This is a genomic window from Arthrobacter sp. YA7-1, assembly GCF_025960325.1.
GTDB classification, from domain to species: domain Bacteria; phylum Actinomycetota; class Actinomycetes; order Actinomycetales; family Micrococcaceae; genus Arthrobacter; species Arthrobacter bambusae_A.
Map to the genome: position 1 here is coordinate 3,034,944 of NZ_CP110114.1, position 24,071 is coordinate 3,059,014.

The 24,071-nt window shown below is 65.5% G+C and carries 25 protein-coding genes and 1 riboswitch; of the genes, 8 read left to right on the top strand and 17 right to left on the bottom strand.

Annotation, left to right across the window (positions count from 1 at the left end; all coding sequences use genetic code 11):
• Window positions 1–31 precede the first annotated feature (31 nt).
• On the bottom strand, window positions 32–448 hold the full coding sequence (locus OIT41_RS14150) for an MGMT family protein (protein WP_078108338.1): 417 nt from the start codon (window positions 446–448) through the stop codon (window positions 32–34).
• A gap of 88 nt (window positions 449–536) precedes the next feature.
• Here OIT41_RS14150 and OIT41_RS14155 point away from each other — a divergent pair, with 88 nt between their 5' ends.
• The 4 genes from OIT41_RS14155 (at window position 537) to OIT41_RS14170 (ending at window position 4,052) form a co-directional block, all read left to right on the top strand.
• Complete coding sequence (locus OIT41_RS14155) at window positions 537–1,247, top strand: 3'-5' exonuclease (RefSeq protein ID WP_264636648.1); 711 nt, start codon at window positions 537–539, stop codon at window positions 1,245–1,247.
• Window positions 1,248–1,588: 341 nt separating this feature from the next.
• Window positions 1,589–2,542: an ABC transporter substrate-binding protein gene (locus tag OIT41_RS14160; RefSeq protein WP_078108336.1), complete on the top strand. Its 954-nt coding sequence runs from the start codon at window positions 1,589–1,591 to the stop codon at window positions 2,540–2,542.
• Window positions 2,543–2,553: 11 nt separating this feature from the next.
• Complete coding sequence (locus OIT41_RS14165) at window positions 2,554–3,318, top strand: amino acid ABC transporter permease (RefSeq protein WP_264636649.1); 765 nt, start codon at window positions 2,554–2,556, stop codon at window positions 3,316–3,318.
• Window positions 3,315–4,052, top strand: a complete 738-nt coding sequence (locus OIT41_RS14170) for an amino acid ABC transporter ATP-binding protein (protein WP_264636650.1) — start codon at window positions 3,315–3,317, stop codon at window positions 4,050–4,052. The genes OIT41_RS14165 and OIT41_RS14170 overlap by 4 nt, the downstream gene beginning before the upstream one ends.
• Window positions 4,053–4,135: 83 nt before the next feature.
• On the opposite strand, the gene OIT41_RS14175 is transcribed toward OIT41_RS14170, so the two are convergent.
• The 10 genes from OIT41_RS14175 to hemE all read right to left on the bottom strand — a co-directional run bounded on the left by OIT41_RS14175 (window position 4,136) and on the right by hemE (window position 15,475).
• Complete coding sequence (locus OIT41_RS14175; protein WP_264636651.1) at window positions 4,136–5,443, bottom strand: glycoside hydrolase family 3 N-terminal domain-containing protein; 1,308 nt, start codon at window positions 5,441–5,443, stop codon at window positions 4,136–4,138.
• A gap of 63 nt (window positions 5,444–5,506) precedes the next feature.
• Entirely contained in the window at window positions 5,507–6,829 is a 1,323-nt protein-coding gene (hemL, locus tag OIT41_RS14180; protein WP_264636652.1) for a glutamate-1-semialdehyde 2,1-aminomutase, read from the bottom strand.
• A 61-nt stretch (window positions 6,830–6,890) separates the two neighbouring features.
• Window positions 6,891–7,967 carry an LLM class flavin-dependent oxidoreductase gene (locus tag OIT41_RS14185; protein WP_264636653.1) on the bottom strand — a complete coding sequence of 359 codons (1,077 nt, stop codon included), beginning with the start codon at window positions 7,965–7,967 and terminating at the stop codon, window positions 6,891–6,893.
• The gene (gene hemB, locus OIT41_RS14190) at window positions 7,967–8,947 is read right to left on the bottom strand and encodes a porphobilinogen synthase (RefSeq protein WP_264636654.1); all 981 of its coding nucleotides are present in this window, start codon (window positions 8,945–8,947) and stop codon (window positions 7,967–7,969) included. The genes OIT41_RS14185 and hemB overlap by 1 nt, the downstream gene beginning before the upstream one ends.
• On the bottom strand, window positions 8,944–9,837 hold the full coding sequence (locus OIT41_RS14195; protein WP_264636655.1) for a uroporphyrinogen-III synthase: 894 nt from the start codon (window positions 9,835–9,837) through the stop codon (window positions 8,944–8,946). The genes hemB and OIT41_RS14195 overlap by 4 nt, the downstream gene beginning before the upstream one ends.
• A gap of 19 nt (window positions 9,838–9,856) precedes the next feature.
• Window positions 9,857–10,843 (bottom strand): hydroxymethylbilane synthase, encoded by a 987-nt coding sequence (gene hemC / locus OIT41_RS14200; RefSeq protein ID WP_264636656.1) that lies wholly within the window; start codon window positions 10,841–10,843, stop codon window positions 9,857–9,859.
• The gene (locus OIT41_RS14205) at window positions 10,840–12,015 is read right to left on the bottom strand and encodes a ferrochelatase (protein ID WP_264637963.1); all 1,176 of its coding nucleotides are present in this window, start codon (window positions 12,013–12,015) and stop codon (window positions 10,840–10,842) included. The genes hemC and OIT41_RS14205 overlap by 4 nt, the downstream gene beginning before the upstream one ends.
• A gap of 65 nt (window positions 12,016–12,080) precedes the next feature.
• Window positions 12,081–12,782 carry a hydrogen peroxide-dependent heme synthase gene (gene hemQ / locus OIT41_RS14210; RefSeq protein WP_264636657.1) on the bottom strand — a complete coding sequence of 234 codons (702 nt, stop codon included), beginning with the start codon at window positions 12,780–12,782 and terminating at the stop codon, window positions 12,081–12,083.
• A 72-nt stretch (window positions 12,783–12,854) separates the two neighbouring features.
• A complete protein-coding gene (hemG, locus tag OIT41_RS14215; RefSeq protein WP_413542283.1) occupies window positions 12,855–14,339 on the bottom strand; it encodes a protoporphyrinogen oxidase in 1,485 nt (494 codons plus the stop codon).
• Between the two features lie 5 nt (window positions 14,340–14,344).
• Complete coding sequence (hemE, locus tag OIT41_RS14220; protein ID WP_264636658.1) at window positions 14,345–15,475, bottom strand: uroporphyrinogen decarboxylase; 1,131 nt, start codon at window positions 15,473–15,475, stop codon at window positions 14,345–14,347.
• Window positions 15,476–15,623: 148 nt separating this feature from the next.
• Between hemE and OIT41_RS14225 the strand changes: the two genes are divergently transcribed.
• A complete protein-coding gene (locus tag OIT41_RS14225) occupies window positions 15,624–16,949 on the top strand; it encodes a glutamyl-tRNA reductase (protein ID WP_241710489.1) in 1,326 nt (441 codons plus the stop codon).
• Between the two features lie 553 nt (window positions 16,950–17,502).
• Here OIT41_RS14225 and OIT41_RS14230 read toward each other — a convergent pair.
• Both OIT41_RS14230 and moeB read right to left on the bottom strand, forming a co-directional pair.
• Complete coding sequence (locus tag OIT41_RS14230; RefSeq protein ID WP_241709995.1) at window positions 17,503–18,495, bottom strand: SDR family NAD(P)-dependent oxidoreductase; 993 nt, start codon at window positions 18,493–18,495, stop codon at window positions 17,503–17,505.
• A gap of 35 nt (window positions 18,496–18,530) precedes the next feature.
• A complete protein-coding gene (gene moeB / locus OIT41_RS14235) occupies window positions 18,531–19,742 on the bottom strand; it encodes a molybdopterin-synthase adenylyltransferase MoeB (protein ID WP_264636659.1) in 1,212 nt (403 codons plus the stop codon).
• Between the two features lie 85 nt (window positions 19,743–19,827).
• On the opposite strand from moeB, the gene OIT41_RS14240 reads away from it, so the two are divergent.
• The 3 genes from OIT41_RS14240 to OIT41_RS14250 are packed head-to-tail and all read left to right on the top strand — an operon-like array spanning window position 19,828 to window position 21,099.
• Window positions 19,828–20,484 (top strand): TetR/AcrR family transcriptional regulator, encoded by a 657-nt coding sequence (locus OIT41_RS14240; protein ID WP_370873866.1) that lies wholly within the window; start codon window positions 19,828–19,830, stop codon window positions 20,482–20,484.
• Window positions 20,485–20,534: 50 nt separating this feature from the next.
• Window positions 20,535–20,759, top strand: a complete 225-nt coding sequence (locus tag OIT41_RS14245) for a DUF3107 domain-containing protein (RefSeq protein WP_059387503.1) — start codon at window positions 20,535–20,537, stop codon at window positions 20,757–20,759.
• A gap of 37 nt (window positions 20,760–20,796) precedes the next feature.
• Entirely contained in the window at window positions 20,797–21,099 is a 303-nt protein-coding gene (locus tag OIT41_RS14250) for a hypothetical protein (RefSeq protein ID WP_241709997.1), read from the top strand.
• A 97-nt stretch (window positions 21,100–21,196) separates the two neighbouring features.
• Here the strand turns inward: OIT41_RS14250 and OIT41_RS14255 are convergent, their stop codons facing one another.
• The 4 genes from OIT41_RS14255 to thiO all read right to left on the bottom strand — a co-directional run bounded on the left by OIT41_RS14255 (window position 21,197) and on the right by thiO (window position 23,937).
• On the bottom strand, window positions 21,197–21,529 hold the full coding sequence (locus tag OIT41_RS14255) for a 4a-hydroxytetrahydrobiopterin dehydratase (protein ID WP_264636660.1): 333 nt from the start codon (window positions 21,527–21,529) through the stop codon (window positions 21,197–21,199).
• Between the two features lie 60 nt (window positions 21,530–21,589).
• Complete coding sequence (locus OIT41_RS14260) at window positions 21,590–22,396, bottom strand: thiazole synthase (protein WP_274619738.1); 807 nt, start codon at window positions 22,394–22,396, stop codon at window positions 21,590–21,592.
• 3 nt (window positions 22,397–22,399) lie between these two features.
• Window positions 22,400–22,636 (bottom strand): sulfur carrier protein ThiS, encoded by a 237-nt coding sequence (thiS, locus tag OIT41_RS14265; protein WP_264636661.1) that lies wholly within the window; start codon window positions 22,634–22,636, stop codon window positions 22,400–22,402.
• Entirely contained in the window at window positions 22,633–23,937 is a 1,305-nt protein-coding gene (gene thiO, locus OIT41_RS14270; RefSeq protein WP_264636662.1) for a glycine oxidase ThiO, read from the bottom strand. The genes thiS and thiO overlap by 4 nt, the downstream gene beginning before the upstream one ends.
• A riboswitch (TPP riboswitch) is annotated at window positions 23,929–24,048 on the bottom strand. It overlaps the preceding gene by 9 nt.
• Between the last annotated feature and the right edge of the window lie 23 nt (window positions 24,049–24,071).

Sequence of the window (24,071 nt, forward strand, 5' to 3'; positions counted from 1 at the left end):
TGCGATGCTGCTTGGGGTGTCGGTGTTGGACTCACACGGTCATTTCATCATCGGGCACCGACAATTTATGGAGCTGACGCTCGAGTTGTTCGGAGATCGCATCGATACTGTCGAAGTCCCGGTCCGTCGGAGCCCACCGGGCACGCGCCAGGTCAACCCGCCAGCGGCCCTCGCCAGTCCGCAGGTATTCCGCGTAGGCGCCGTGCAGCGGTGTTCCCTCGTCCACGTAGTGGTGCAGCGCTTCTGACTCAAGCCCTGGGGGCGCCTCGCCGCTTGCACGCAGTACCCGCCACCAAGCCACCGTGCTCCCATGGTGGCTCATGACCGATCCGATCTGGCGGGGACCGCCTGAACCAAGAAGCTCGGCAACATCCCCGTAGGAGACGGCAACGCCGGGCGGCATGAGATCCACGACGGCCAGCACCGCCGTCACAAACTCCATCCGCATGCCACCAGCCTATCGGCATGGACCCCCGGATCGGCGCAGAAGGAGTGTCGGTCCGGTTCTTGTCGTAGGGCGCCGGTAGCGTTGAAGCATGAGCTCTTGGAACACCCTCCCCCGCGCCGCGTTCGACCTCGAGACCACGGGACGGAATTCCCGTTCGGCCAGGATCGTCACCGCTTCGGTCACCGTAGTGGACGACGACGGCAGCGTCGTCAAGGAGCTCGAATGGTTGGCGGATCCCGGTACGGAGATTCCCTTGGAGGCCAGCGAGATCCACGGGATCACCACGGAAAAGGCGAGGGCCGAAGGCCGACCGGCGGCAGACGTGACGCGCGAAGTTGCTGCCGCGCTCCAGGAACTGTTCGACGACGGCGTGCCGGTCATTGCGTTCAATGCCAGCTATGACTTCACGGTCCTGGCCGCCGAATCAGCACGATACGGCGTGCCGCAATTGACCCGTTTCCCGGTCCTTGACCCCTACGTCATGAACAAGCAGGTTGACCGGTACCGCAAAGGCAAGCGGACCCTGACCGCGCTGTGCGAAGAGTACGGCGTGAACCTGGACAACGCCCACACTTCCGCCGCGGACGCCCTTGCCACCCTGCGTGTCCTTGATGCCATGGCCGGCAAGTTCCCAAAGCTGCACATGCCCGCTTCCAAGCTGCACCACCTGCAGGTTGATTGGGCGGCTGCCCAGGCCGCCGATTTCCAGAGCTACCTGCGCAAGACCAAACCAACAGCCGTCATCGAAGGCAATTGGCCGGTTCTCCCCCCGGAAGACGCCAGCGGAGGAGACTTCTAAAGTTTCCCGGTCCACGGACCGGACGCTTTCCCATCGTCCGCATGATGGGATGCACGTCACACTGCACTTGCTGCCTGAAAGCCAGCTGGGCGTCAGTCACCAATTCCCCCTCAATGCCAGCGAGTGCGGCACTTCAGGGGCAATCCGCATAATGCATTGAACTTAATTCGGATTTTTCTGGAATCACGCGTCTTATCGCCGTCAATTTTCCGCTGAATAGGCGGATGACATAATTAAGTTTGGCGGGTCGAGTTCTGATATTGCGGCCCAAACCTGCTTTGGCCGCGTTCCCCGCCCGTCTCGATACGAACGCGTGTTCCCCGATGAAAGTGATTTGCTTGATGAAAATCAAAGCCCTGAAGTGGTTCTCTGCTGTCCCCGTGGCTGCAGTTCTCGCCGTCTCGCTCGCCGCTTGCGGTGGCGGAGCCGGCAGCACAGGCAGCGCCTCGCCCACCGACGCCCTCCAGGGCAGCGACCAGAAGACGCTGGACAAGTACACCACCAAGGACGTCACCCCGCTGGACAAGATCGACAAGTCCAAGCTGGGCCTGATCACCGACGGCACACTGCGCGTCGGCACGCTCTCGGACGCCCCGCCGAACATCTTCATCGATCCCTCGGGCAAGTTCACCGGCTACGACAACGAACTCCTGCGTGCCGTTGGCGCCAAGCTGGGCCTCAAGGTCGAGTTCGCTTCCACTGACTTCTCCGCGCTGCTGTCCCAGGTCAAGAACAAGCAGTTCGACGTCGGCTCCTCCTCGATCTCCACCACGGACAAGCGCCGCGAAACGGTCGGATTCACCAATGGCTACGACTTCGGCTACATGGCCGTCGTGACCAAGACCGACTCCAAGGTCAAGGGCTTCGCAGACCTCAAGTCCGACGTCCGCATCGGCGTCGTCCAGGGCACCGTCCAGGACGACTACGTCACGAACACGCTCAAGCTTGAGCCCGTCCGTTTCCCCGACTACAACACGGTCTACGCCAACGTGAAGAGCGGTCAGGTTGATGCCTGGGTCGCCCCGTCGCAGCAGGCCACGGGCCAGGTGAAGGACGGCGACAACACGAAGATCGCCGAAAAGGTCGTCAACACCCAGAACTTCACCGCCTGGGCCGTGAACAAGGACAACCAGCCCCTGATCGACGCCCTCAACTCCGGCCTTGACGCCGTGATCGCGGACGGTACCTGGACCAAGCTGACGGCCGAGTGGTACAAAGACCGCCCGACCAAAGCGGAGCAGACTCCCCAGGGCTGGAAGCCGGGCAGCAAGGCCGTCCAGATCCCGGCCAAGTAACCCAGGCTTCCATGGATATCTTCAAACTGCTCTCTGAGACCTTCCTCGATTGGAAGGCGATGGGCGAAGTCATCCCCAAGATGTTCGCAGTCGGCCTGCCGAACACGCTCGTCCTGGCCGTCACCTCCGGTGTCATCGGAACGGTGCTCGGCATGCTGCTCGCCCTTATGGGGATATCCCGGAATCCGGTGGCCCGGTGGATCGCCCGCGTCTACACGGATATCCTCCGTGGGCTGCCGCCCGTGCTCACCATCCTCGTGATCGGTCTCGGATTCGGCCCGATCATTCGCCAGCTGACGGGCTCCACGAGCCCGTACCCCATGGCCATCGCGGCGCTGTCGCTGATGTCGGGGGCGTACATCGGCGAGATCTTCCGTTCCGGTATCCAGAGCGTGGACAAGGGCCAGCTCGAGGCCACGCGTGCTTTGGGATTCGGCTACGGCCCTGCCATGCGGCTTGTGGTGGTTCCCCAGGGCGTCCGGCGGGTCTTGCCCGCGTTGGTCAACCAATTCATTGCATTGATCAAGGAGTCGTCGCTGGTCTTCCTCCTGGGCCTGCTGGCCTCGGAGCGCGAGATCTTCCAGATCGGCAAGGACGCTGCCTCCACCAGCGGAAACCTGTCGCCCTATGTGGCGGCAGCCATCTTCTACCTGGCACTGACCATTCCGTTGACGCATTTCGTGAACTGGATTGACCGCCGCCTGCGTTCGGGCCGGCCGGAGAAGAAGGAACCGGACGAGGCAGCCGCCGTCGTCGGGAAGGGAGCCCACGCTTGAGCGAGTTCGCGTCAGGAACACTGACAGCAAAAAACATCCATCTGTCCTTCGGGTCCAACCATGTCCTGCGCGGCATCGACCTGCACGTCGAGAAGGGCACTACGGCTTCCGTGATCGGCCCTTCCGGCTCAGGTAAATCCACGCTCCTGCGCGTCATGAACCGGTTGATCGAACCCGAGCAGGGTGACATCCTGCTCGATGGCCGTTCGGTACTCAAGGACAACCCGGACGAACTGCGCCGGAGAATCGGCATGGTCTTCCAGCAGTTCAACCTGTTTCCGCACAAGACCGTGGCGGAGAACATCTCCCTCGCGCTCCGGAAGCTGCGCGGAATGTCCAAGGAGCAGGCCCGGGAAGATGCCTTGGCACAACTGGACCTCGTGGGGCTCAAGCACAAAGCCGACGCCCGGCCAGCCAACCTCTCGGGCGGGCAACAACAGCGCGTCGCCATTGCGCGGGCGCTTGCCATGAAGCCCGAGGTCATGTTCTTCGACGAGGCAACGTCGGCCCTGGACCCTGAGCTGGTCAAAGGCGTGCTCGCACTCATGACCGATCTGGCCAAGGGAGGCATGACCATGGTGGTGGTAACCCACGAAATGGGCTTCTCGAGGAACGTGTCGGACACCGTGACGTTCATGGATGCAGGCGTCGTCGTAGAGAGCGGATCGCCGGAACAGCTCTTCACCGAACCGCGGACCGATCGCCTGAAGGGCTTCCTTTCGGACGTGCTCTAGGACTTACCGGAGAATCCCCGGCTTGCGGACGGGACGCCCACAGCGGTGAGCCCGTCCGCAGCCGGGGATTTTTCGCATCCGGCTCACTTCCCGGCCTTCACTTGAAGGACAGTCAGGGCCGCGGCATCCACGGATTTACGGAAGTCGGGATCGGCCTGCGCCCGCTGCAGGACCTGGGCATACATCGCCGGAACTGAAGCGGTATCCGCGCACAGGACCATGGTGCCGCCCGCGCTGATGAAATTCGTCGCCCTGTCCCCCACGCTCCAGGGCGACAGCTGCACGGCGTTGCACAAATCGTCGGACACGATGATTCCGGTGAACCCTGCGTCCGTCCGCAACATGGTGCGCATGATCTCGGACGAAAACGGCGCCGCGTGGTCGGGATCGATCTTGTCGTAGTAGGCGTTCGAAATCATGACCCACCGCAGCCCGCCGTCGATCGCAGCCTTGAACGGCATCAGGTAGGGATCCGTCCGGCTTGTTTCGGTGTCGTGCACGTTCGTGCTGACATCGGTGTTCAGGCGGACACGTCCCATTCCCGGAAAGTGCTTCGCCACCGGCGCCACCCCGGCGTCCCGCAATCCGGCCGCCATAGCGTTCCCGTGTTCGGTCACCGTAGCCGGGATGAAGCCGTATTCGCGTTTGAAGACGCCGATGGGCTTATTCGAGGGCGCGAATTCGGGGCTGGGTACCGTATCCAGTACGGGCGCCAGATCGACATTCACTCCGGCCCGCAGGAGTTCCGACCCCCATTGCCGGGCGTCGGCGCGTAGCTGGTCGGGGTTTGAGTTGCCTTGGTCCAAGGCTGCGGGAATAGGCTCGAATCCGGGTCCCCTAAGGACTTGAACAGAACCGCCCTCCTGGTCCGTCGCGACGGACAGCGGCAACCCTCGGCTCGCCGCGGGCGAAATGGCTGCCTTCAGCTTTGCCACCACTGATGCCGTCGCCGCAAGGCCTGCCTGGCTGCGTCCGGCCAGATATATGTTGCCCACGTGGTTGTTCAGGAGATCTGCCACGGTGCCGGCATCGCTCCCGTCGGCCTTGGCTGCCACCATGAACAGCTGCCCCACCCTTTGCTCCAGGGTCAAACCCGCGAGCCGCTGTTCCGGCGTCGGGTGCGGAGGAAGCGGCGGCTCGGAAGGCCCGGCCGGCGGAGCAGGGGCCTCCGGCGATCCCCCTGGAGAGGTCAAAAACCCGGGCGTGGGGGCGGCCTGTGGAGTAGTTGGCGTCGGGGGCGGGTCTCCGACGGCCCTGACCCCCGGTTCAGGAGTGTCGGCGTGCGCTATTCCGGCAAACGCCCCGGCCATCAGGGCGAAGAGAATGAGCAGTGAAATTCTGGACGATTTGAGCAGATGAATCATCGCCTTGTCGATTCGATCGTTGCCCACAGCCTGCTCCCGCCCGAGCATTACGGGTAAGGAGCAGCCTGCAAAACATGGGAAAAGCGCCGTTTACAAGGCCGTGGCCTCCGCGGCCGCCTTGGCTGCGGCCGGGAGTGCGTCAAAGATCCGGTTCATGGCGGCGTCGTCGTGGGCAGCGGACAGGAACCACGCTTCGAAGACCGACGGCGGCAGGTAGACGCCGGAGTCCAGCATGGAGTGGAAGAACGGTGCGTAGCGGAAGACGTCCTGGGCCTGGGCGTCGGCGTAGTTGTGGACGCCGTTGGCCGACGTGCCGAAGGCCACGGAGAAGAGGTTCCCGGCGCGCTGGATCGAGTGGTCCACGCCGGCGGTGTCCAGCGCCGATGAGAGTGCCGCGGAGAGTTCCAGCGAGCGGGTGTCCACGAAGTCGTAGACCTCCGGAGTCGCGTGTGTCAGGGTGGCGACGCCTGCGGCCATGGCCACCGGGTTCCCGGACAACGTTCCTGCCTGGTACACCGGACCAAGGGGGGCAAGGTAATCCATGACGTCGGCACGTCCGCCGAGCGCCGCCGTCGGCATGCCGCCGCCGATGACCTTGCCGAAGGTCAGCAGGTCCGGCATCCAGCCTTCCTGGCGCCCCGTGAGGCCCCAGTAACCCGCGTAGCCGGTGCGGAACCCGGTGAGCACTTCGTCCAGGATCAACAGCGCACCGTGCTCCCGGGTGATGCGCGACAGCCCAGCGTTGAAGCCTTCGCCCGGTGTCACGACGCCCATGTTGGCGGGAGCGGCTTCCGTGATGACGGCGGCGATGTTGTTGCCGTGCGCGGCGAAAGCGGCTTCCACCGCGCCGAGGTCGTTGTACGGCAGGACAAGGGTTTCAGCGGCGGCGGCTTCAGTGACGCCGGCCGAACCGGGCAGCGCCATGGTCGCAAGGCCCGAGCCGGCCGCGGCGAGCAGTCCATCGAGGTGGCCGTGGTAGCAGCCGGCGAACTTCACGATCAGGTTGCGGCCAGTGAAGCCACGGGCCAGGCGTACAGCGGTCATGGTGGCCTCGGTGCCCGTGGACACCATGCGGATGCGTTCGACGGCGGAGACGCGTTCCTTGACGATCGCGGCGAGGTTTGCCTCATCCGGCGTGGACGCGCCAAAGGACAAGCCTCGGTCGACGGCGGCGTGGACGGCGTCAAGGACGGCCGGGTGCGCGTGACCCAGCAGCGCCGGGCCCCATGAGCAGACGAGGTCCACGTATTCGCGGCCATCAGCATCGGTCAGGTACGGACCCTGCGCGGAAACCATGAACTTCGGAGTGCCGCCGACGGATCCGAAGGCGCGCACCGGAGAGTTGACGCCGCCGGGCATCAAGGAGCGGGCGCGGTCGAACAGTTGGTCGGAGACAGGGGTGTTTGAACTCATGGTGTCCATTCTTTCAGGGATGAGGAGCGGTTCAGGCACCGGCGAGGGCGGCTACCGGGGTTCAGGCACCGGCGAGCTGCCCGGCCACGAGTGGGGCCACCACGGTGCCGAAGAGTTCGATGCAGCGCATCATGGATTCGTGGGGCAGCGTCCCGTTGCTGTATTTGAGGTCGAAACGGTCCACGCCGAGGTTCCGCTTCAGCAAGACGATCTTCCGGGCAACCGTTTCCGGCGAGCCGACATAGAGTGCCCCCTCCGGGCCGCACATGGCGTCGAACTCGCCCCTGCTCGCCGGTCCCCAGCCGCGTTCGGCGCCGATACGGTTGCGCTGGGCCAGCCAATGCGGGAACAACTCCTCGCGGGCTTCCTCGTCGGTCGGAGCGACGTGCCCGGGCGAATGCGTGGCAATCTGCTGCATGGGGTGTCTATACTTCCCCATTGCCTCGCGGTACAAATTCACCAGCGGGGCAAAGCGGCGCGGTTCCCCGCCGATGATGGCGAAAATGATCGGGTAGCCGTATTGGGCGCAGCGCAGCACCGACTCGGGGGTTCCGCCCACACCGATCCACGTCGGCAACAAGTGGTGTTCCAGCGGCGGAAAGACGCTCATTCCACTCACGTTCGGCCGGGTGCGGCCTTCCCAATGCACGGGCTTCTGCGCCCGGACCTTGTCGAAGAGCTCCAGCTTCTCCTCGAACAGGACTTCGTAGTCGGCCAGGTCCAGGCCGAACAGCGGGAACGATTCCACGAACGAGCCGCGGCCCAGCATCACTTCTGCCCGCCCGTTGGAGAGCGCGTCAACGGTGGAGAAACGTTGGAAGACCCTGATGGGATCGTCGGAGCTGAGCACGGTGACGGCCGAACCGAGCTTGATCTGCCTTGTCCGGGCGGCCGCGGCCGCGAGGAACACTTCGGGCGCCGAGACAGCGAAGTCGCGCCGGTGGTGCTCCCCCACCCCGAAGGAATGAAGCCCGACGGCGTCCGCCAGTTCCGCTTCCGCCAACAGTTCCCGCAATACCCGGGCGTGCGGTTTCGGACTGCCGTCGGCGTCCACCCCGGCGTCACCGAAAGTGTTCAGCCCGAGGAGGATCTCCGTAGCACCCACCGGAGCCGTCGGAGCGGAAGGGGTTTCGGTCATCAGGACTCCTTGAGCCAGCCGGCGAGCTCGGACGCCCAGTACGTCAGCACCATGTCGGCGCCGGCCCGTTTGATGCCGAGCACGGATTCTGTGATGGCGCCGCGGCGGTCAATCCAGCCGTTCGCGGCAGCCGCTTCGATCATGGCGTATTCACCGGAGATTTGGTAGGCCGCCACGGGGACCGGGCTCATGGCGGCGACGTCGGCCAGGACGTCGAGGTAGCTCATGGCCGGCTTGACCATCACCATGTCAGCGCCCTCTTCGAGGTCGAGTTCCACCTCGATGATGGCTTCCCGGCGGTTTGCGGCATCCATCTGGTACGTCCGGCGGTCGCCCTTGAGCTGCGAGTCCACGGCTTCGCGGAAGGGGCCATAGAAAGCTGAGGCGTATTTCGCCGCGTAGGCCAGGAGCGCGGTGTTCCGGTGTCCGGCTTCTTCAAGGGCCTGGCGAATCACGGCGATCTGGCCATCCATCATCCCGGACGGCCCCAGGACGTGGGCACCGGCGTCGGCCTGTGCTACAGCCATTTGGGCGTAGATTTCGAGGGTGGCGTCGTTGTCCACGTAGCCGTTGGCGTCCAGGACACCGCAGTGGCCGTGGTCGGTGAATTCGTCGAGGCACACGTCGCCCATGACCACCAGGTCATCGCCCACTTCCGCACGGACGTCGCGGATGGCCTTGTTAAGCACGCCATCGGGATCCAGGGAGGCGGTGCCGCGGGCATCGCGGACGGCGGGAACACCGAACAGCATGATGCCGCTGACGCCCAGCTCCACGGCTTCTGCGGCGGCGCGCTTCAGCGAGTCCGTGGTGTGCTGGACGACGCCGGGCATGGAGCTGATCGGAGCCGGTTCGCTGAGTCCTTCGCGAATAAAGGCCGGCAGGATGAGGTCAGCGGGCGCCAAGCGGTGTTCGGCGGTCATCCGGCGCATGGCGGGGGTGGTGCGGAGCCGGCGGGGCCGGTGGTTTGGAAAGCTCAACTTTCGTTCCCTTCGGTGTCGAATACGGTGCGTAGGGCGGCCACGATGCCGGCGGGTGTGGGTTCCTTGGCGGTTGCCGCAACTGGAATGCCGAGAGCGGCAGCCTCTGCCGCCGTCGAGCGCCCGATCGCAATGAAGCGGCAATCCCGCAGCGGAGCCAGCGAGGCGTGGATGCGGCGTGCCGCGCTGGGTGAAGCGGCGACGACGGCGTGGAGCCGGCCGCCGGAAAGTTCGGCTTTGGCGTCGTCGGGGGTGAGCTCCGGGGCCCCGGATCCGCTTCCCGTGTGCCAGCCGTTCGCAGCCACCAAGGCAGCAATGAGCCTGCGTCCGGGGGCCGCCGGGTAGTCCACGGTGTGGTAGGCCGTCACTGCCTGGACTGCGGCTCCCTTGGCCTCGATCCCCTCCGCCAACGTCGCATCGGCGATGTCAGCTTGGGGCAACAGCACATTGGCCGGCCCTGTCGGCCAGACGGAGACGAGTCCCGCGGCCGACTGGACGTCCTCCGGTGCGAGGTCCACGGGAAGGCCTTCCGCTTCGAGGACCCGCCGGCTCGACGGACCGATCGTCGCGATCCGGACAAAATCCGGAATCAGTTCCTTCAGCTCCAAGCGCCGCTCGGCCGCCTTTTCCTTCAGGGCACGCACCGTGGTGATGCTGCTGACCACCAACCAGCCGTACGCCCCGGCACGGAGGGCGTCCAAAGCGACCTCGAGGGAGTGCTGGTCGCGGGCTCGTTCGAAGTCGATCAAGGGCAACAGGAGCGGCTCCGCGCCGGCCTCACGCAGGGCGCTGACGAGGGGCGCGGCACGATCCGGGCTGCGCGTCACAAGGACCCGGGCGCCTTCAAGGACCCGGGCCTCCCCCGACTTCACTGCACTGTGCCGTCCCATGGTCTCCTGGTGGCTCCGGTTATCGGGAAGCTGCAAGATCTGTGATGTCCGCGGCGCCCGCGGAGAGGAGGAGTTCGGCGACTTCGATGCCCAGCAACGTGGCGCCCACCTCAGTGAGGCCGTCGCTGGCCTTTTTCTCGCGCACGGACGCGCTCCCGTCGACGGCACAGACCACCGCTTCCAGATAGAGCATGCTCCCCTTGCGGTAAGCGTAGGCGCCCACGGGCGCAGCGCAGCCGGCTTCGAGGCGGGCCAGGACGGCCCGCTCCGCCGTGACGGCCAGCCGGGTGTCTTCATCGTTCAGTGCGGCCAGGGCCTGTGCGAGTGCACCCTGGGAACCTTCGGCCGGGTCGGACTGTCCGGGCGCGTCAGCCGTGCGGCACTCGATCGCGAGCGAGCCTTGTCCGGGCGCTGGAAGCATGACGTCGGTTTCGAAGAACTCCGTCACGACGTCGAGCCGGCTGATCCGTTCCAGTCCCGCCGCGGCGAGGACGACGGCGTCGAGGTCGCCGGGTGAATCTTCCGCGTTGCCGGCGAGCCCCGGAACGCGGCCCAGCCGGGTGTCCACGTTGCCGCGGATGTCCACGACGTCGAGATCCGGGCGGGCGGCGCGCAGCTGGGCGGCGCGGCGCGGCGATCCGGTACCGACCCTGGAGCCTGCCGGAAGGTCCGCCAACTTGAGGCCGTCACGGGCGCACAAGGCGTCCCGGACATCGACGCGTTTCGGCGTTGCCGCAATGGTGAGCCCCGGCGCCGCACCCGTGGGGAGATCCTTCAAGGAGTGCACGGCGACGTCGCATGCGTTCTCCAACAGCGCGTCGCGAAGAGCGGCGACGAACACTCCGGTGCCGCCCATCTGGGACAGGGAACCCGTCCGGACATCGCCTTCGGTCTTGATGCGCACCAGTTCGACGGGGAAGCCGCCGACGGCGGCCAGCTGGTCCGCGGCCTGCTGGCTTTGGGTGAGCGCGAGCTTGCTCGCGCGGGTGCCGATCCGAACGGTCATTTCGCGCTTTCTCCTGCGGGGTAGGCATCATGCCCCGTGCCGACCGAGGTGTCCGCACCCGCAATCGTGGGCTTCTCCCCACGGAAGTTGGCGCAGCAGCCCGGACGGCAGATGTCGTACCACGGCCCGAGCCCGGTCATCGCGGGGCGATCGGCGATATTGTTGGCTACCGTCCGCTCGCAAATGAGATCCACCAGGCCGGAGACAAACGTGCGGTGGGTTCCCGGGGTGGGAACGCGGGTCGCGGCGATTCCGAGGTTCTTGCAGGTTTCCAAGGCCTCGGTGTCCAAGTCCCAGGCCACTTCCATGTGGTCGGAAACGAAGCCGAGGGGGACGATCACGACGCCCTTGACTCCCTGGCCGGCCAGTTCCTCGATGGCATCGTTGATGTCCGGCTCAAGCCACGGAACGCTCGGCGCGCCGGAACGTGACTGGTACACCAAGGACCACGGAGCGGTGAGCCCGGATTCGGCCTCAACCCGACGAACCACCTCGGCGCCGGAAGCCAAATGCTGGGCGACGTAGGCAGAGTCCTGCTCGAACTCGCGGGGCTCGGCGTCCGAACGCCCGGCGGCTTCGGCGTCACGGGTTGGAATGGAGTGCGTCGCAAACAGGATGTGCACCGGAGCGTCCTGGAGACCGGCCGCAGCCAGTTTCTCCTTGACCTCCGCAAGTCCTGCAGCCGTTCCTTCCACGAAGGGTTCGACGAAGCCTGGGTGGTCGAAGTACTGGCGTACCTTGTCCACTTCGAGTTTGCCGTCAAGGCCGCTCTCCGTCAGCGCGATGCCGATGTCCTCGCGGTACTGGCGGCAGCTGGAGTAACAGGAGTATGCGCTCGTGGTGACCATCAGCAGTTTGCGGTGGCCGGCGTCGTAGGCTTCCTGGAGGGTTTGCGGGATGTAAGGATCCCAGTTGCGGTTGCCCCACAGCACGGGAAGGCTGATGCCGCGTGAGGCCAACTCCGCTTCAAGGGCGGCCTTGAGGTTCCTGTTTTGCTGGTTGATGGGGCTGATCCCGCCGAACGCACGGTAGTGGTGCGACACCTCTTCAAGGCGCTCATCGGGGATGCCGCGGCCACGGGTCACATTGCGCAGGAAGGGAATGACATCGTCCTGGCCTTCGGGGCCGCCGAAAGAGGCGAGGAGGACGGCGTCGTACTCTTTGGGAGCCATGCGTCCGGCCTCGGTGACGTCGTTGACCTCGGTGAGGCTGGCCGGGCCCGTGGAGTGGCGGCCGCTCACGCGAGGACCTCGGCGATCTCCGCGGCGGTGATGCGACGGCCGGTGTAGAACGGGATTTCCTCGCGGACGTGGTTGCGGGCGTCGGTGGCACGCAGGTGGCGCATGAGGTCCACCAGGTCAACGAGTTCGGGTGCTTCGAGGCCCAGGATCCACTCCCAGTCGCCCAGGGCGAAGGAGGATACGGTGTTGGAAATGACCTGGGGGAAGTCGCGGCCGAGCATGCCGTGATCGCGCAGCATCTTGCCACGCTCGTCGGCAGGCAGGATGTACCACTCATAGGAGCGGACGAACGGGTAAACGCACAGCCACGTGCTGGGCTCGACGCCGCGCGCATAGGCAGGAACGTGGTTCTTGGCGAATTCGGCTTCGCGGTGCACGCCCATGGCGGACCAGACGATCTCGGTGCCGGCGAACAGCGCGCTGCGGCGGATATCACGCACGGCCTGCTGCAAGGCTTCAGGCTTGGCGCCGTGGAGCCACACCATGATGTCGGCGTCGGAGCGCATGGCGGAGACGTCGTAGCTTCCGCGAAGGACGACGCCGTCCTCGGCAAGCTTGGCAGCCAGCTGCTCGAAATCCTGAACAGCGTCGGCGCTGCGCAGGACATCGCCCGACCGCTTGAAGACGGTCCACAGCGTAAAGAACTGCTCTTCGGATTCGGCAGTTTTAGTGACAGATTCGGCAGAAGTGTGGCTCATGGTACAAGTCTGCCCCGTGGATGCCGCTAAGTCGAAATGCACCACTTCTACAAGGCGTAGAAGTGGTGCATTTCACAAGACTGCGTCGATCTGCGCGGAAGTGTCGGCAACCACGGCTGCCAGGCCGTTTCCGGCGAGCCAGCCGCCCACAACGGTCAATCCTTCGGCTTCGGCGCAGACGCGGCGCACTTCGGCAACGCGCTGTTTGTGACCGACGGCGGCGAACGGCAAGGCGCCCGCCCAACGGACGACGTCCCAATCGAGTACGTCTTCACGGACAATCGGCACAGTCAGCAAGGTCGACGCGTCGCGGAGCGCGGCCTCAAACAAGGCATCGTCATTGAGTGAGGCGACGGATTGCGCTGCCGCCGACTCAGGAGAGTCCACCCCCTCGCCACGCCCATAGGACAGGCGCAGCACGTGCGTTCCGGGGCCCGCTTCTTCCGCCAGCCAGTCCCACTTTGCCGTGGCGTGCGTGAGCGCTTTCGCCTCGATCCCCTCGGTCTGCGGAGCGACAAGAATGCCCGTGCCCCGGGGGCGCCGGTCCAGTTCGGGCACGTCCACCACCAAGGTCACCAGGCTCACCAACGGGCCTGCGGCGGGGCGCAGCGCGGACAATTCGGGAAGCGCCCCCTCCAGCAGCCCGACGGCGGCCGGACCGTCGAGCGCCACCACGAGCCAGCCGGCGTCGTACGTTGTGCCCGCGGCGGTAGCCTGCCAACCGCTTTCGGTGCGGGTGATCGAATCCACCCGGGCGCCGGAAACGAGGGCGACGCCCTGCGAACGCAACTCCGCCACGAGGGCGGTGACAAGCGTGTTCATTCCGCCTTCCAAGCCGCCGACGGCGGATCCCGCCTTCGCCGTCCCGCTTCCGTTGCGGTTCGGCACGGCCTCGCGCTGGCTGGCCACCGCCGCGGCCAACGAACCGTGCTGGCGCAATGCCGCACGCAGGCCGGGAGCGACCATGTCGACGTCGAGCAGTCCGGGATCGGCGGAGTGCACTCCTCCGACGACGGGCGCCACAAGCCGTTCGAGCACCCGTTTGCCCATCCGCGCCCGGACCAAGGAGGAGACGCTGGTGACCGCGACCGAGGTGCCGACGGATGCGGGCAGGTAGCGGTCGAGCGAGGCCCGCAGGGAACCGGCAAAGCCCAAGGACCGCCGGACTTCCGGGTCCCAGGGGTTCGCCGGGATTCCGAGCACTCCGGTTTTCGGCAGTTCCTGCGGGCCGTCGGGCAACTGCACCCAGGCACCTCCAGGATGGGGCGCCACGATATTGCCGCCGAGCCCGAGATCGCGGGCGAGATCGGCCACGGCGGTGGAGCGCGTGGCGAAGGACTCGGCGCCGCTGTCCAGCACAAGGCCGCCGACAGTGTGCCTTCCCACGCAACCGCCCCACGCCTCGCCCGCTTCGAGCACCGTGACGGTGATCCCGGCCTTGGCCAGGCCACGGGCGGCGAGCAGGCCGGACATTCCGCCGCCCACGACGACGGCGGCCAAGCCGGCTGCTGAATCTGCGGAAGGTGCGTGTCCGGGCTGTGTTTGTGCCCCGGGCATGCCGGCTACCCTGCCGGGGGGATCGAGTGGATGAGTTCCACGACCCGCGTCAGGACGGCGGGATCCGTTTCCGGGGGCACGCCGTGGCCGAGGTTCAAGACGTGGCCCGGGGCTGAGGAGCCGGCTGCGATCACCTCACGGACATGGGCTTCCAGTACCTCCCACGGTGCGGAAAGCAACGCCGGGTCGATGTTGCCTTGCAAGGGCACCGTGCCGCCCAGCCGACGGTTTGCCTCGTCAAGCGGCAGCCGGTAGTCCACGCCGACGACATCCACGCCGACGTCGCGCATCGCGGCGAGCAACTCGGACGTTCCCGTACCGAAGTGGACCAGCGGCGCGCCGAGGTGACGGACGTGGTCAAGGGCGCGGGTCGAAGCGGGAGCAACGTACTTGGCGTAGTCGGCGAGCCCAAGGGATCCTGCCCACGAGTCGAACAGTTGACCTGCCGAGGCGCCGGCTTCCAGTTGCGCCCGCAGGAACATGCCGGAGGCGTCGGCCGCCCAATTGGCCAGGGCGGTCCAGGTCTCCGGATCGGCGTGCATCATGGTGCGCGGACCGAGGTGGTCGCGGGAGGGCTTGCCTTCCACCATGTAGGCGGCAAGCGTGAACGGCGCACCGGCGAAGCCGATCAGGGGTGTTGTGCCGAGCTCCGCGACCGTCAGGCGGACGGCCTCGCGGATCGGTTCGAGGGCGTCCCACGTCAGCTGAGGCAGGGCGGCGACGTCAGCCGCGGTGCGGACGGGCTTGTCCAGCACGGGCCCGACGCCGGGGACGATGTCCACGCCGACGCCGGCCAACTTGAGGGGGATGACGATATCGGAGAAGAAGATGGCCGCATCAACGTCGTGGCGGCGAACCGGCTGCAACGTGATCTCGGAGGCGAGCTCGGGGCGCAGGCAGGAGTCCAGCATTGCCACGCCTTCACGGACTTTGAGGTATTCCGGCAACGAGCGGCCGGCCTGCCGCATGAACCACACAGGACGGCGGGACGGCTTGCCTCCGCGATAAGCCTGGATCAGCGGGGAGTCTGCGGTGCGGCCATCCATCAGCGGGTGGCTTGCATCAAGGCCTGAAGCGGCTGTGCCGGAAATGTCGGTGGCCGACACAGAATGAGGCAGTGCGGAACTGGAAGTCATGCCTTCGATTGTGCCGAAGATCGGGGTCAAAAGATAACGACAGCCTGTCCCGCACATTGCGGGGTGACGGGCATCACTGCCGGCAGTGCGGAGAACCACTGGCGCGCGTTGTTCTACATGGCGCCGAAAAAGCTATGATGGCTTTGCTGTGGTTCTTTTCTCATTGGTGGCTACACACGCCGACATCGATCTTGAGACCGTCGCTCAGTTGAGCAACGGTTCATCCGAGGTTGCCTCGTCCGCTTTGGCCGATTCCCAACTTGTCTCCGGTGCCGTGGTCCTGGCCACCTGCAACCGCTACGAAATCTACGGCGAAACCCCTCACGTCGAGAACCTTGAAGCTGCCCGCTCGGCGCTCGTCACGCAGATCAGTGGCCTGAGCGGACTCAACGAGCAACTCGTCTCGCGCGCCTTCAGCACCCGCACCGGCCCCGAGGTCAGCAGGCACCTCTTCGCCGTCAGCGCCGGGCTGGACTCCGCCGTTGTCGGCGAACGCGAAATCGCCGGCCAAGTGCGCCGCGCCCTCATCACTGCCCAGCACGAAGGAACCGCGAGTTCCGGGCTGGTCCGCTTGTTCCAGGCCGCTTCCAAGACGGCCAAGGACGTGGGGGCCCAGACAGCTCTTGGTTCCCGTGGCCTGTCGATCGTTTCAGTAGCCCTGGACCTCGCCACCGACCTTTCGGAGAACGCCGACTGGAGCACCAAGAAGGTTGTTGTCTTCGGGACCGGGGCCTACGCCGGAGCCACCATGTCGCTGCTGCGCGATCGTGGATGCACCGACGTCTCCGTGTACTCGTCTTCCGGCCGGGCCGGCACTTTCGTGGCGACCCGCGGCGGGACCGCACTCGACGCCGAAACGCTCCCTGCCGCCGTCGCCGCCGCCGATGTCATGATCGGTTGCAGCGGATCGGACACGCGAGTGGAGGCCGCCGAGCTTGCCAAGGTCCGCGCCTTGTCCACCCAGACGCTCATCGCGATCGACCTCGCGCTCACCCACGACTTCGACCCCGCAGTGGGCGAGCTCGACGGCGTCGAGCTCCTGACGCTCGAATCCGTGCGGCTCGCGGCGCCCCAGGAGCAAGCAGAGTCGCTGGCGCAAGCGAGCACCATTGTGTCCGGCGCGGCCGAGGCCTTCGAGCAGGAACGTGAAGCCCGGTCCGTCGATTCGGCCATTGTGGCCCTGCGCCGCCACACGATGAACGTGCTCGACGCCGAGATGGAGAAAGTCCGGGCCCGGCATGGCTGCACCGCTGCGGCCGAAGAGGTCGAGTTCGCCCTCCGCCGCATGGTCAAGCAGTTGCTCCACATCCCCACGGTCCGCGCACGGGAACTCGCCGCCAACGGCCAGCAAGACGATTACGTGGCAGCCCTCGAGGCCTTGTACGGCATCCAGGTGGAACAGCCGGCCGCATCACCGGCGGCCTCGTGTCCTGTCGACCACCAACAAACATCCCAGCAGGCTGAAAGCGCCTAGCCCGCGCGTCCCCTCACGGCCTGGGTCCCCTCGTGGCCCGGGTGGCGTTGTCCACGCTCGAATTCACTCAGAGCATGCCCTCCCCTGATCACCAGCACTGGACATAACAGGATCATGTCCAACAGCAACGACCACGAATGAGCATGTCCCTCTGAGGCGCTGGCTCGCGAATCACCGTGCTGATTTGCCCAGCGCAGAGCATGCCCTCCCCCGATCACCAGCACTGGACATAACAGGAATATGTCCGGCTGCAACGACCACGAATGAGCATGTCCCTCTGAGGCGCTGGCTCGCGAATCACCGTGCTGATTTGCCCAGCGCAGAGCATGCCCTCCCCTGATCACCAGCACTGGACATAACAGGAATATGTCCGGCTGCAATCACCAAGAATGAGCATGTCCCTAGGCGCTGGCTCGCGAATCACCGTGCTGATTTGCCCAGCGCAGAGCATGCCCTCCCCTGATCACCAGCACTGGACATAACAGGAATATGTCCGGCTGCAATCACCAAGAATGAGCATGTCCCTAGGCGCTGCTTCGCGAGCCCCCCGGCCCTACGCGAACGCGTTGACTCCCGTCATTTCTGCGGAAACGGCCCACAGCCTTGTTGCGGCTTCCGGATCCACAGCGTGTGCATCCACTCCTTGGTACCGCGCGAGCGGCGAGGCAGGGTCCGTGGGCTTGGCGATGTCGCAGTCTTCGCAATACACCCCGCCCATGCCCGCCAGTGCCGGCGAGGTGGCTGCCCAGGTGGATGTGGCGGCTCCCTGCTCCGGAGTCTTGAAGCCCTCCCTGACGTTGCCCGCATCGTCCATCCATCCCGCCGCGACCATCTCTTCCCGCGGAAGGTAGCGCTGGAGCTCGGTCATGATGCCGCCTGGATGGACCGCGAAGGCCCGTACTCCGGAGGAGCGGCCCAGGCGGTCAAGCTCGACGGCGAACAACGCGTTGGCCGTCTTGGCCTGGCCGTAGGCCTTCCATTTGTCGTAGCCGTTCTCGAAATTGATGTCCTCGAAACGGATGGGCGAGAGTTTGTGCCCGGTGGAGGACAAGGCCACGACGCGGGCCGAACCGGCAGCCGCCAGCGCAGGCCACAGGGAGTTGAGAAGCGTGAAGTGGCCCAAGTGGTTGGTGGCGAATTGGGATTCCCAACCCGGACCCACGCGTTGCTCCGGGCTGGCCATGATGGCCGCGTTGTTGACCAGGATGTCCAGGGTTTCGTTGGATGAGAGGAAACGTGACGCGAAATCCTTCACTGCGTCCTGATCGGCCAGGTCCAAGGCTTCCACCGTCACTTGCTCCGGTGCAAGGCCGGCAGCGGCGAGGACTTCCTTGGCATGTTCAGGACGCCGGGCCGGAACCGTGACCTTGGCCCCGGCGGAGGACAAGGCCCGCACCGTTTCCAGGCCGAGCCCGGAATAACCGCCCGTCACAATTGCGGTCTTGCCGTGAAGGTCCACTCCCGCCACAACGTCCGATGCCGTGGAGCCGTGGCCGAAACCCGATCCGATGGGGTGTTGCGGTGTGGTCATGGATTCCTCGCTCATATCGGGACCTTTCATGTTCACCTGCGCTTGTCGGTTCAGTAAACGGGTTTGCCGGGCTCGACGTCGTGCACCCAAGCGAGGATCCCGCCGTCGAGGTGGCTGACGCGCGTGTAGCCGGCGCGCTGTGCAGCCGCGAGCACCGCCGCGGAACGGGTGCCGCCCTTGCAGTGGAACACGATCTCTTTGTCCTGCGGCAGTTCCGTCCAGGCCTCCCCCGCCAGGATCCGTCCCTGCGGGATGAGCACCGAACCGTCGATGCTCACGATCTCGTGTTCACCGATCTCGCGGACATCCACCAGTTCGAAGTCGCGTTCCCCTGCCGCGCGGGCCTCGAGCATCCCGGAAAGTTCGGTGGCCGTGACCGTCGGAACCGAGTCCCCCGCAGGTGCCGGGATGATGCCGCAGAACGCTTCGTAATCGGTCAATTCGGTGATCGGTTCGGCCTCCGGGTCTTTCGAAACCTTGATTTCGCGCCAGCTGCCGCCGAGGGCGTCAAAGAGCGCCACCCGTCCCAGCATGGAGCGCCCGACGCCGGTGATCAGCTTGACTGCCTCAGTCACCATGAGCGAGCCGACAGCAGCGCACAGCATGCCGAACACGCCGCCCTCGCCGCAGGACGGGACCGAGCCGGCAGGAGGGGCCTCGGGGTAGAGATCGCGATAGCTGGGCCCGTGCTTCTCCCAGAACACGCTGACCTGGCCGTCGAAGCGGAAAATCGATCCCCAGACGTACGGTTTGCCGAGAATCGCCGCGGCATCGTTGACAAGGTACCGGGTGGCGAAGTTGTCCGCCCCGTCCAGGATGAGGTCGTAGCCGGAGAAAATCTCCAAGGCATTGGAGGAGTCCAGGCGGACGTTGTGCAGTTGCACGTTGACGAGTGGATTGAGCTCCTTGATCGCGTCCCGTGCCGATTCGATCTTCGGCCGTCCCACATCTCCTACGCCGTGAATGATCTGGCGTTGCAGGTTGCTGAGGTCGACGTCGTCGTCGTCCACGATTCCGAGCGTCCCCACGCCGGCGGCGGCGAGGTACAGCAAAGCCGGAGAGCCCAGTCCGCCTGCACCTATCACCAGGACTTTTGCATTCTTGAGCCGACGCTGACCGGCCGCACCGATTTCGGGAATAATGAGGTGGCGCGAATACCGTTCCACCTCTTCGGTGGTCAGTTCCGCGGCCGGTTCCACGAGGGGCGGCAGTGTCGAAGAAGGAGAGTGCGGCAACGTTTGGGCAGCAAAAATAGTGGCCATACTCCAAAGTATGCCTGCCGCTGCCGCCCGGTCATATTACTGCGCAGTATTGTGGTCATAACTGCAAAGGAAAGGCGGCAGACAAGTGGCTGAGAGTGCACGTATCAAACAGGAGGCACAGGTCAGGCAGGATCGGACCGGTTCGCCGCGTTCGGCCAGGCTGCCACGCGATGAGCGCCGGGCCCAGCTCTTGAACGCCGCCTTGGAAGTCTTCGTTGCCAACGGGTTCCATGGTGCAGCGATGGACGAAATCGCCGAGACAGCCCATGTCAGCAAACCGGTGCTCTACCAACACTTCCCGTCCAAGCGGGAGCTCTACATGGCACTCCTCGACAGCCACCTGGCCACGCTCACGGACCAGATGCTTACGGCGCTGAATTCGACGTCGGACAACAAGGAACGCGTCCAGGCCGTCATGCGCGCCTACTACCGTTTCATCGCAGGCGATGACCAAGCGCACCGGCTCGTCTTCGAATCCGACCTCATCAATGACCCGGACGTCAGTTCGCGTTTGGAGACGTTCAACCGCACTTTTGCCGACGCCGTCGCCAAGGTCATCGCCGAAGACACCAAGCTGCCCCCGCTGGAGGCCCAGCTGCTGGGCCGGGGCCTGGCTGGAATGGCGCAGGTCAGTGCCCGGTATTGGCTCGAGACCGACGGCGATTTGGACCTCGATGTTGCCAGCGACCTGATCTACCGTTTAGCTTGGCGCGGAATCAGTCGCTTCCCGAAAGAGTCCTAGACTACAAATAGAGGACTGAGTAATTTTTTGATTGGCTGGGAGGCCCCGCTGTGGAAGTAAAGATCGGCATTCAGAATGTTGGCCGTGAGATCGCGCTTGAGTCCGCTCTCGACGCCGAGGCTGTTGCCAAGATCGTGAGCGAGGCCATTGCCAACGGCACGGACCTGCGCCTGACCGATGAAAAGGGCCGTCAGGTCATCGTTCCCGGCAACGTCCTCGGATACGTTGAGATCGGTGCCGAGGAAGTACGCCGGGTCGGCTTCGGCGCGCTCTAAGCTTTTACACCAGAACACCAGCGAGCCAGGAGTCCGCATGCTCTCACTTGTCATCGTGGCGCTAGCCACCATCGCCTCGGGCTTCATTGTCTGGGGAACTGACAAACGCCGGGGCACGTACGGAATCACCCTGCCCGCCGGCGTTTCGGTGGCCGTCGCCATGCTGAGTTGGATGATCTTCATCCAACTTGGCTTTGGCTACCAGCCTGGCGTGACGTGGATCCCTTGGGTCCTGCCCATCGTTCTGGGTACCGTGGCGGCCGCGGTGGCCTCGTACTTCCTGGGCCACCACCGGGCCCGGCACGATACTGCCCAGCTGACCGCGGCCCTGCGGCTCTAGCTGGGGCTGCTCGCACGGGCCGGCGACACTTCAAACAGAGCGGCGACTCCTGTATCCGGGCGTCGCCGTTCTGTTTGCGTGTCGCGAACAAACCGGCTCACGGCAGAGCTTCGGGTCGCGCCACTGCCCCGGCTTCCTTGGCTGCCCGGCTGACGTTCATGGCTGCCCGGACATCGCGTTGGGTTACTTCGCTCCCGGCGTCGTGGGAGGTGTAGCGGATCGACACCCGGTTGTACCTCCAGTCCAGGTCCGGGTGGTGGTTCTGTTGCTCGGCGATCTGCCCGACGGCGGCAATCAGCTCGAGTGCCGCCGCCGACGTCGGGCATTTATAGACCGTGACGAGGCTGCCCAGGCGGTACCGCCAGTCCGGCAGATCCGCCAAGGCGTCGTCGATCGCGGACTTGGTGAGGATGTCATCCTTGCCGGCCATGGGGGGCTCCTTCGCTGACAGGGGATTCACACGAATCCGCCGACGGCCGGCAAAAACCCGCTAGAGAAACTCTGCCCGGCCTTCCATGGCCGATGACGCCAGCGCGTGTTCCCGGCGCGGGATGCGGCCCGCCTGCTTCGCCAGCCTACCGGCGATGACCGCGTGTTTGAAGGCCTCGCCCATCTGCACCGGGTTCTGCGCGCGGGTCACTGCGGTGGCCAGCAGCACGGCGTCGCAACCGAGCTCCATGGCCAGTGCGGCGTCGGACGCAGTGCCGATGCCGGCGTCGAGCACTACCGGCACGGAAGCCCGGGACACGATGAGCTCGATGTTGTGGGGATTCAGGATGCCCAAGCCGGTACCGATAGGCGCGCCCAACGGCATCACCGCCGTTGCTCCGAGGTTTTCCAGCCGAAGCGCCAGCACGGGGTCGTCGTTGGTGTAGGCGAAGACCTTGAAGCCGCGGTCCACCAGCTTCTCCGTTGCATCCACCAACTCCACGGCATCGGGCAGGAGCGTCTGCTCGTCGGCGATGACCTCCAGCTTGACCCAATCCGTTTCCAAGGCCTCCCGGGCAAGTTCGGCTGTCATGACAGCGTCCTTGGCGGTAAAGCAGCCGGCAGTGTTGGGCAGGACACGGATGCCGTGGTCCACGAGCAACTGGAACAGGGAACCTGTCTCCGTCGGTGAGTACCTCCGCATGGCAACGGTGGTGAGTTCGGTGCCGGAGGCCAACAGAGCTGCTCCCAGGCCGTCCAGGCTCGGGGCTCCGCCGGTTCCCATGATGAGGCGCGAACCGAACTCAACACCATCGATTACCAGGGCGTCGGTTCGGGTGCTTGCTGCGTGAGTGCTTGCTGTGGTCATGGTTCAGCCTCCCTGTACTGCGGTCACGATTTCGAGTTCGTCGCCCTCTGCGAGCGCGGTGGCAGCCCACTGGCTGCGCGGCACCACTTCGGAATTGCGTGCGACGGCGACGCCGATCTTGCGTCCGTCGGCCGCCTGGCCGCTGGGGTCCACAACCCGTCCGGTGATGTGGCTGACGAGTGTGGTCACGGACGCGCCGTCGCTCAGTGTGTGGTCTGCGCCGTTCAATTTGATGTTCATGCGTGGTCCTTCGGAAGGAGATGTGGGGTGTCGGCCGACGGGCCGCCTGTGGATGCCCTTGCTGCAGACAGCGGGCGGGAGAAGCGGTCCGGGCGGAATTTGTTCCACCGCGGATCGACGGTGCCATCCATGAGTCCGACGCAGATTTTCGCCGCTGCCGGGGTGAGGAGCACGCCGTGCCGGAAGAAGCCGCTGGCCACGATGAGGCCGGGCACGGTTCCTTCGCGACCTTCGACACGGCCCAACAGCGGTGCGTTGTCCGGTGTGCCAGGGCGGGCACGGGCGGTCGCTTCGAGGAGTTCCAGTTCGGCGACAGCCGGAACCAGTACCTGGGCGTCGCGGAGCAATTGGTACACGCCGCCTGCTGACACCGGGTTGGCTCCTCCCCCGGACGCCGACAAACCGTCTTCGCGTTGCGTTGCGCCGATCACCACGGTCCCGTCGTCGCGGGGAACGATATACACGGGCACTCCGCGCACCATCCCACGGACGGTGGCGGTGACAAGGGGCTGCAGATGCTCCGGGACGCGCAACCGCAGTATGTCGCCGTACACGGGACGCAATGGCAGCGACAATCCATCCGGCAGGCCGTTCAAGCGGGCAGCATCAAGTCCGTTGGCTACTACTGTTTCCGTGGCGAGAACTTTGGCGCCCGAGCCGAGCACCGTCCCGACGACGCGCCCGTCCTCCCACAGGAGGCCCGCCGCAGTGTCGTGGACCGCAAACCCGTCTCCTGCCTCCGCGATCCAGCTCGAATCGCCGGGCTGGTGGTTTGCCAAGGCGGCGAGAATCGCGGCCGAGAGCCGGCGCGGATCCACTTGGTGATCGCCCGGGATATCGAAAGCACAGGAAATCTGCGGGCTCAAGAGCGGCTCGCGCTCCCGCGCCTCGCGCAACGGAACGGATTCCACCACCAGGCCATGGGCGAGCTGGACGTCCCGAAGGTCGGCGAGCGCCCGGCGGTCCGCGGCGTCCGCACCGACGGCGAGAGTCGGCGTCGTGCGGTAACCCGTGCCGCGCCCGGCGCTTGAGCCGGTCACATTGCGTTCGAAGCCCGGCCACAACGCCGATGATTCGAGCATGAGCTCCAGGAGGTCCTCTTCCTGGTAGTGCAATTCGCTGACGGGCGCCAGCATTCCCGCTGCCGCGAACGTAGCGCCGCTGGCCGGTGCGGGATCGATGAGGGCAACCGAACGGCCGGATCTGCGGGCTTCCCCCGCGATGCCGAGGCCAATGACACCGCCCCCGATCACCGCGACATCCGCGTGGAGGGGCCCGTTCCGGGTGTTTGCTTCTTCCATGGAGTCCTTCCCTACGCCGGTACTAGCCGGATCAGGTCAAGCGGTCGGCGCTGAAGCCCTCTCAGCCGCGCGGCGATTGTGACCGCCGCCGCGGCTCCCGCGGTACCAGCCCAGTTTAGAGGAACTACTCTGTT

Excerpts from the sequence above, each read along its gene's own strand:
- OIT41_RS14250 (WP_241709997.1), top strand. The coding sequence starts at position 20,797 with ATGCTCTCACTTGTCATCGTGGCGCTAGCCACCATCGCCTCGGGCTTC.
- hemE (WP_264636658.1), bottom strand. The coding sequence starts at position 15,475 with ATGACTTCCAGTTCCGCACTGCCTCATTCTGTGTCGGCCACCGACATT.
- hemC (WP_264636656.1), bottom strand. The coding sequence starts at position 10,843 with ATGACCGTTCGGATCGGCACCCGCGCGAGCAAGCTCGCGCTCACCCAA.
- hemG (WP_413542283.1), bottom strand. The coding sequence starts at position 14,339 with ATGCCCGGGGCACAAACACAGCCCGGACACGCACCTTCCGCAGATTCA.
- moeB (WP_264636659.1), bottom strand. The coding sequence starts at position 19,742 with ATGGCCACTATTTTTGCTGCCCAAACGTTGCCGCACTCTCCTTCTTCG.
- OIT41_RS14230 (WP_241709995.1), bottom strand. The coding sequence starts at position 18,495 with ATGAGCGAGGAATCCATGACCACACCGCAACACCCCATCGGATCGGGT.
- OIT41_RS14255 (WP_264636660.1), bottom strand. The coding sequence starts at position 21,529 with ATGGCCGGCAAGGATGACATCCTCACCAAGTCCGCGATCGACGACGCC.
- hemL (WP_264636652.1), bottom strand. The coding sequence starts at position 6,829 with ATGAGTTCAAACACCCCTGTCTCCGACCAACTGTTCGACCGCGCCCGC.
- OIT41_RS14260 (WP_274619738.1), bottom strand. The coding sequence starts at position 22,396 with ATGACCACAGCAAGCACTCACGCAGCAAGCACCCGAACCGACGCCCTG.
- OIT41_RS14185 (WP_264636653.1), bottom strand. The coding sequence starts at position 7,967 with ATGACCGAAACCCCTTCCGCTCCGACGGCTCCGGTGGGTGCTACGGAG.
- OIT41_RS14160 (WP_078108336.1), top strand. The coding sequence starts at position 1,589 with ATGAAAATCAAAGCCCTGAAGTGGTTCTCTGCTGTCCCCGTGGCTGCA.
- OIT41_RS14165 (WP_264636649.1), top strand. The coding sequence starts at position 2,554 with ATGGATATCTTCAAACTGCTCTCTGAGACCTTCCTCGATTGGAAGGCG.
- OIT41_RS14205 (WP_264637963.1), bottom strand. The coding sequence starts at position 12,015 with ATGGCTCCCAAAGAGTACGACGCCGTCCTCCTCGCCTCTTTCGGCGGC.
- thiS (WP_264636661.1), bottom strand. The coding sequence starts at position 22,636 with ATGAACATCAAATTGAACGGCGCAGACCACACACTGAGCGACGGCGCG.
- OIT41_RS14155 (WP_264636648.1), top strand. The coding sequence starts at position 537 with ATGAGCTCTTGGAACACCCTCCCCCGCGCCGCGTTCGACCTCGAGACC.
- hemQ (WP_264636657.1), bottom strand. The coding sequence starts at position 12,782 with ATGAGCCACACTTCTGCCGAATCTGTCACTAAAACTGCCGAATCCGAA.
- OIT41_RS14195 (WP_264636655.1), bottom strand. The coding sequence starts at position 9,837 with ATGGGACGGCACAGTGCAGTGAAGTCGGGGGAGGCCCGGGTCCTTGAA.
- OIT41_RS14150 (WP_078108338.1), bottom strand. The coding sequence starts at position 448 with ATGCGGATGGAGTTTGTGACGGCGGTGCTGGCCGTCGTGGATCTCATG.
- thiO (WP_264636662.1), bottom strand. The coding sequence starts at position 23,937 with ATGGAAGAAGCAAACACCCGGAACGGGCCCCTCCACGCGGATGTCGCG.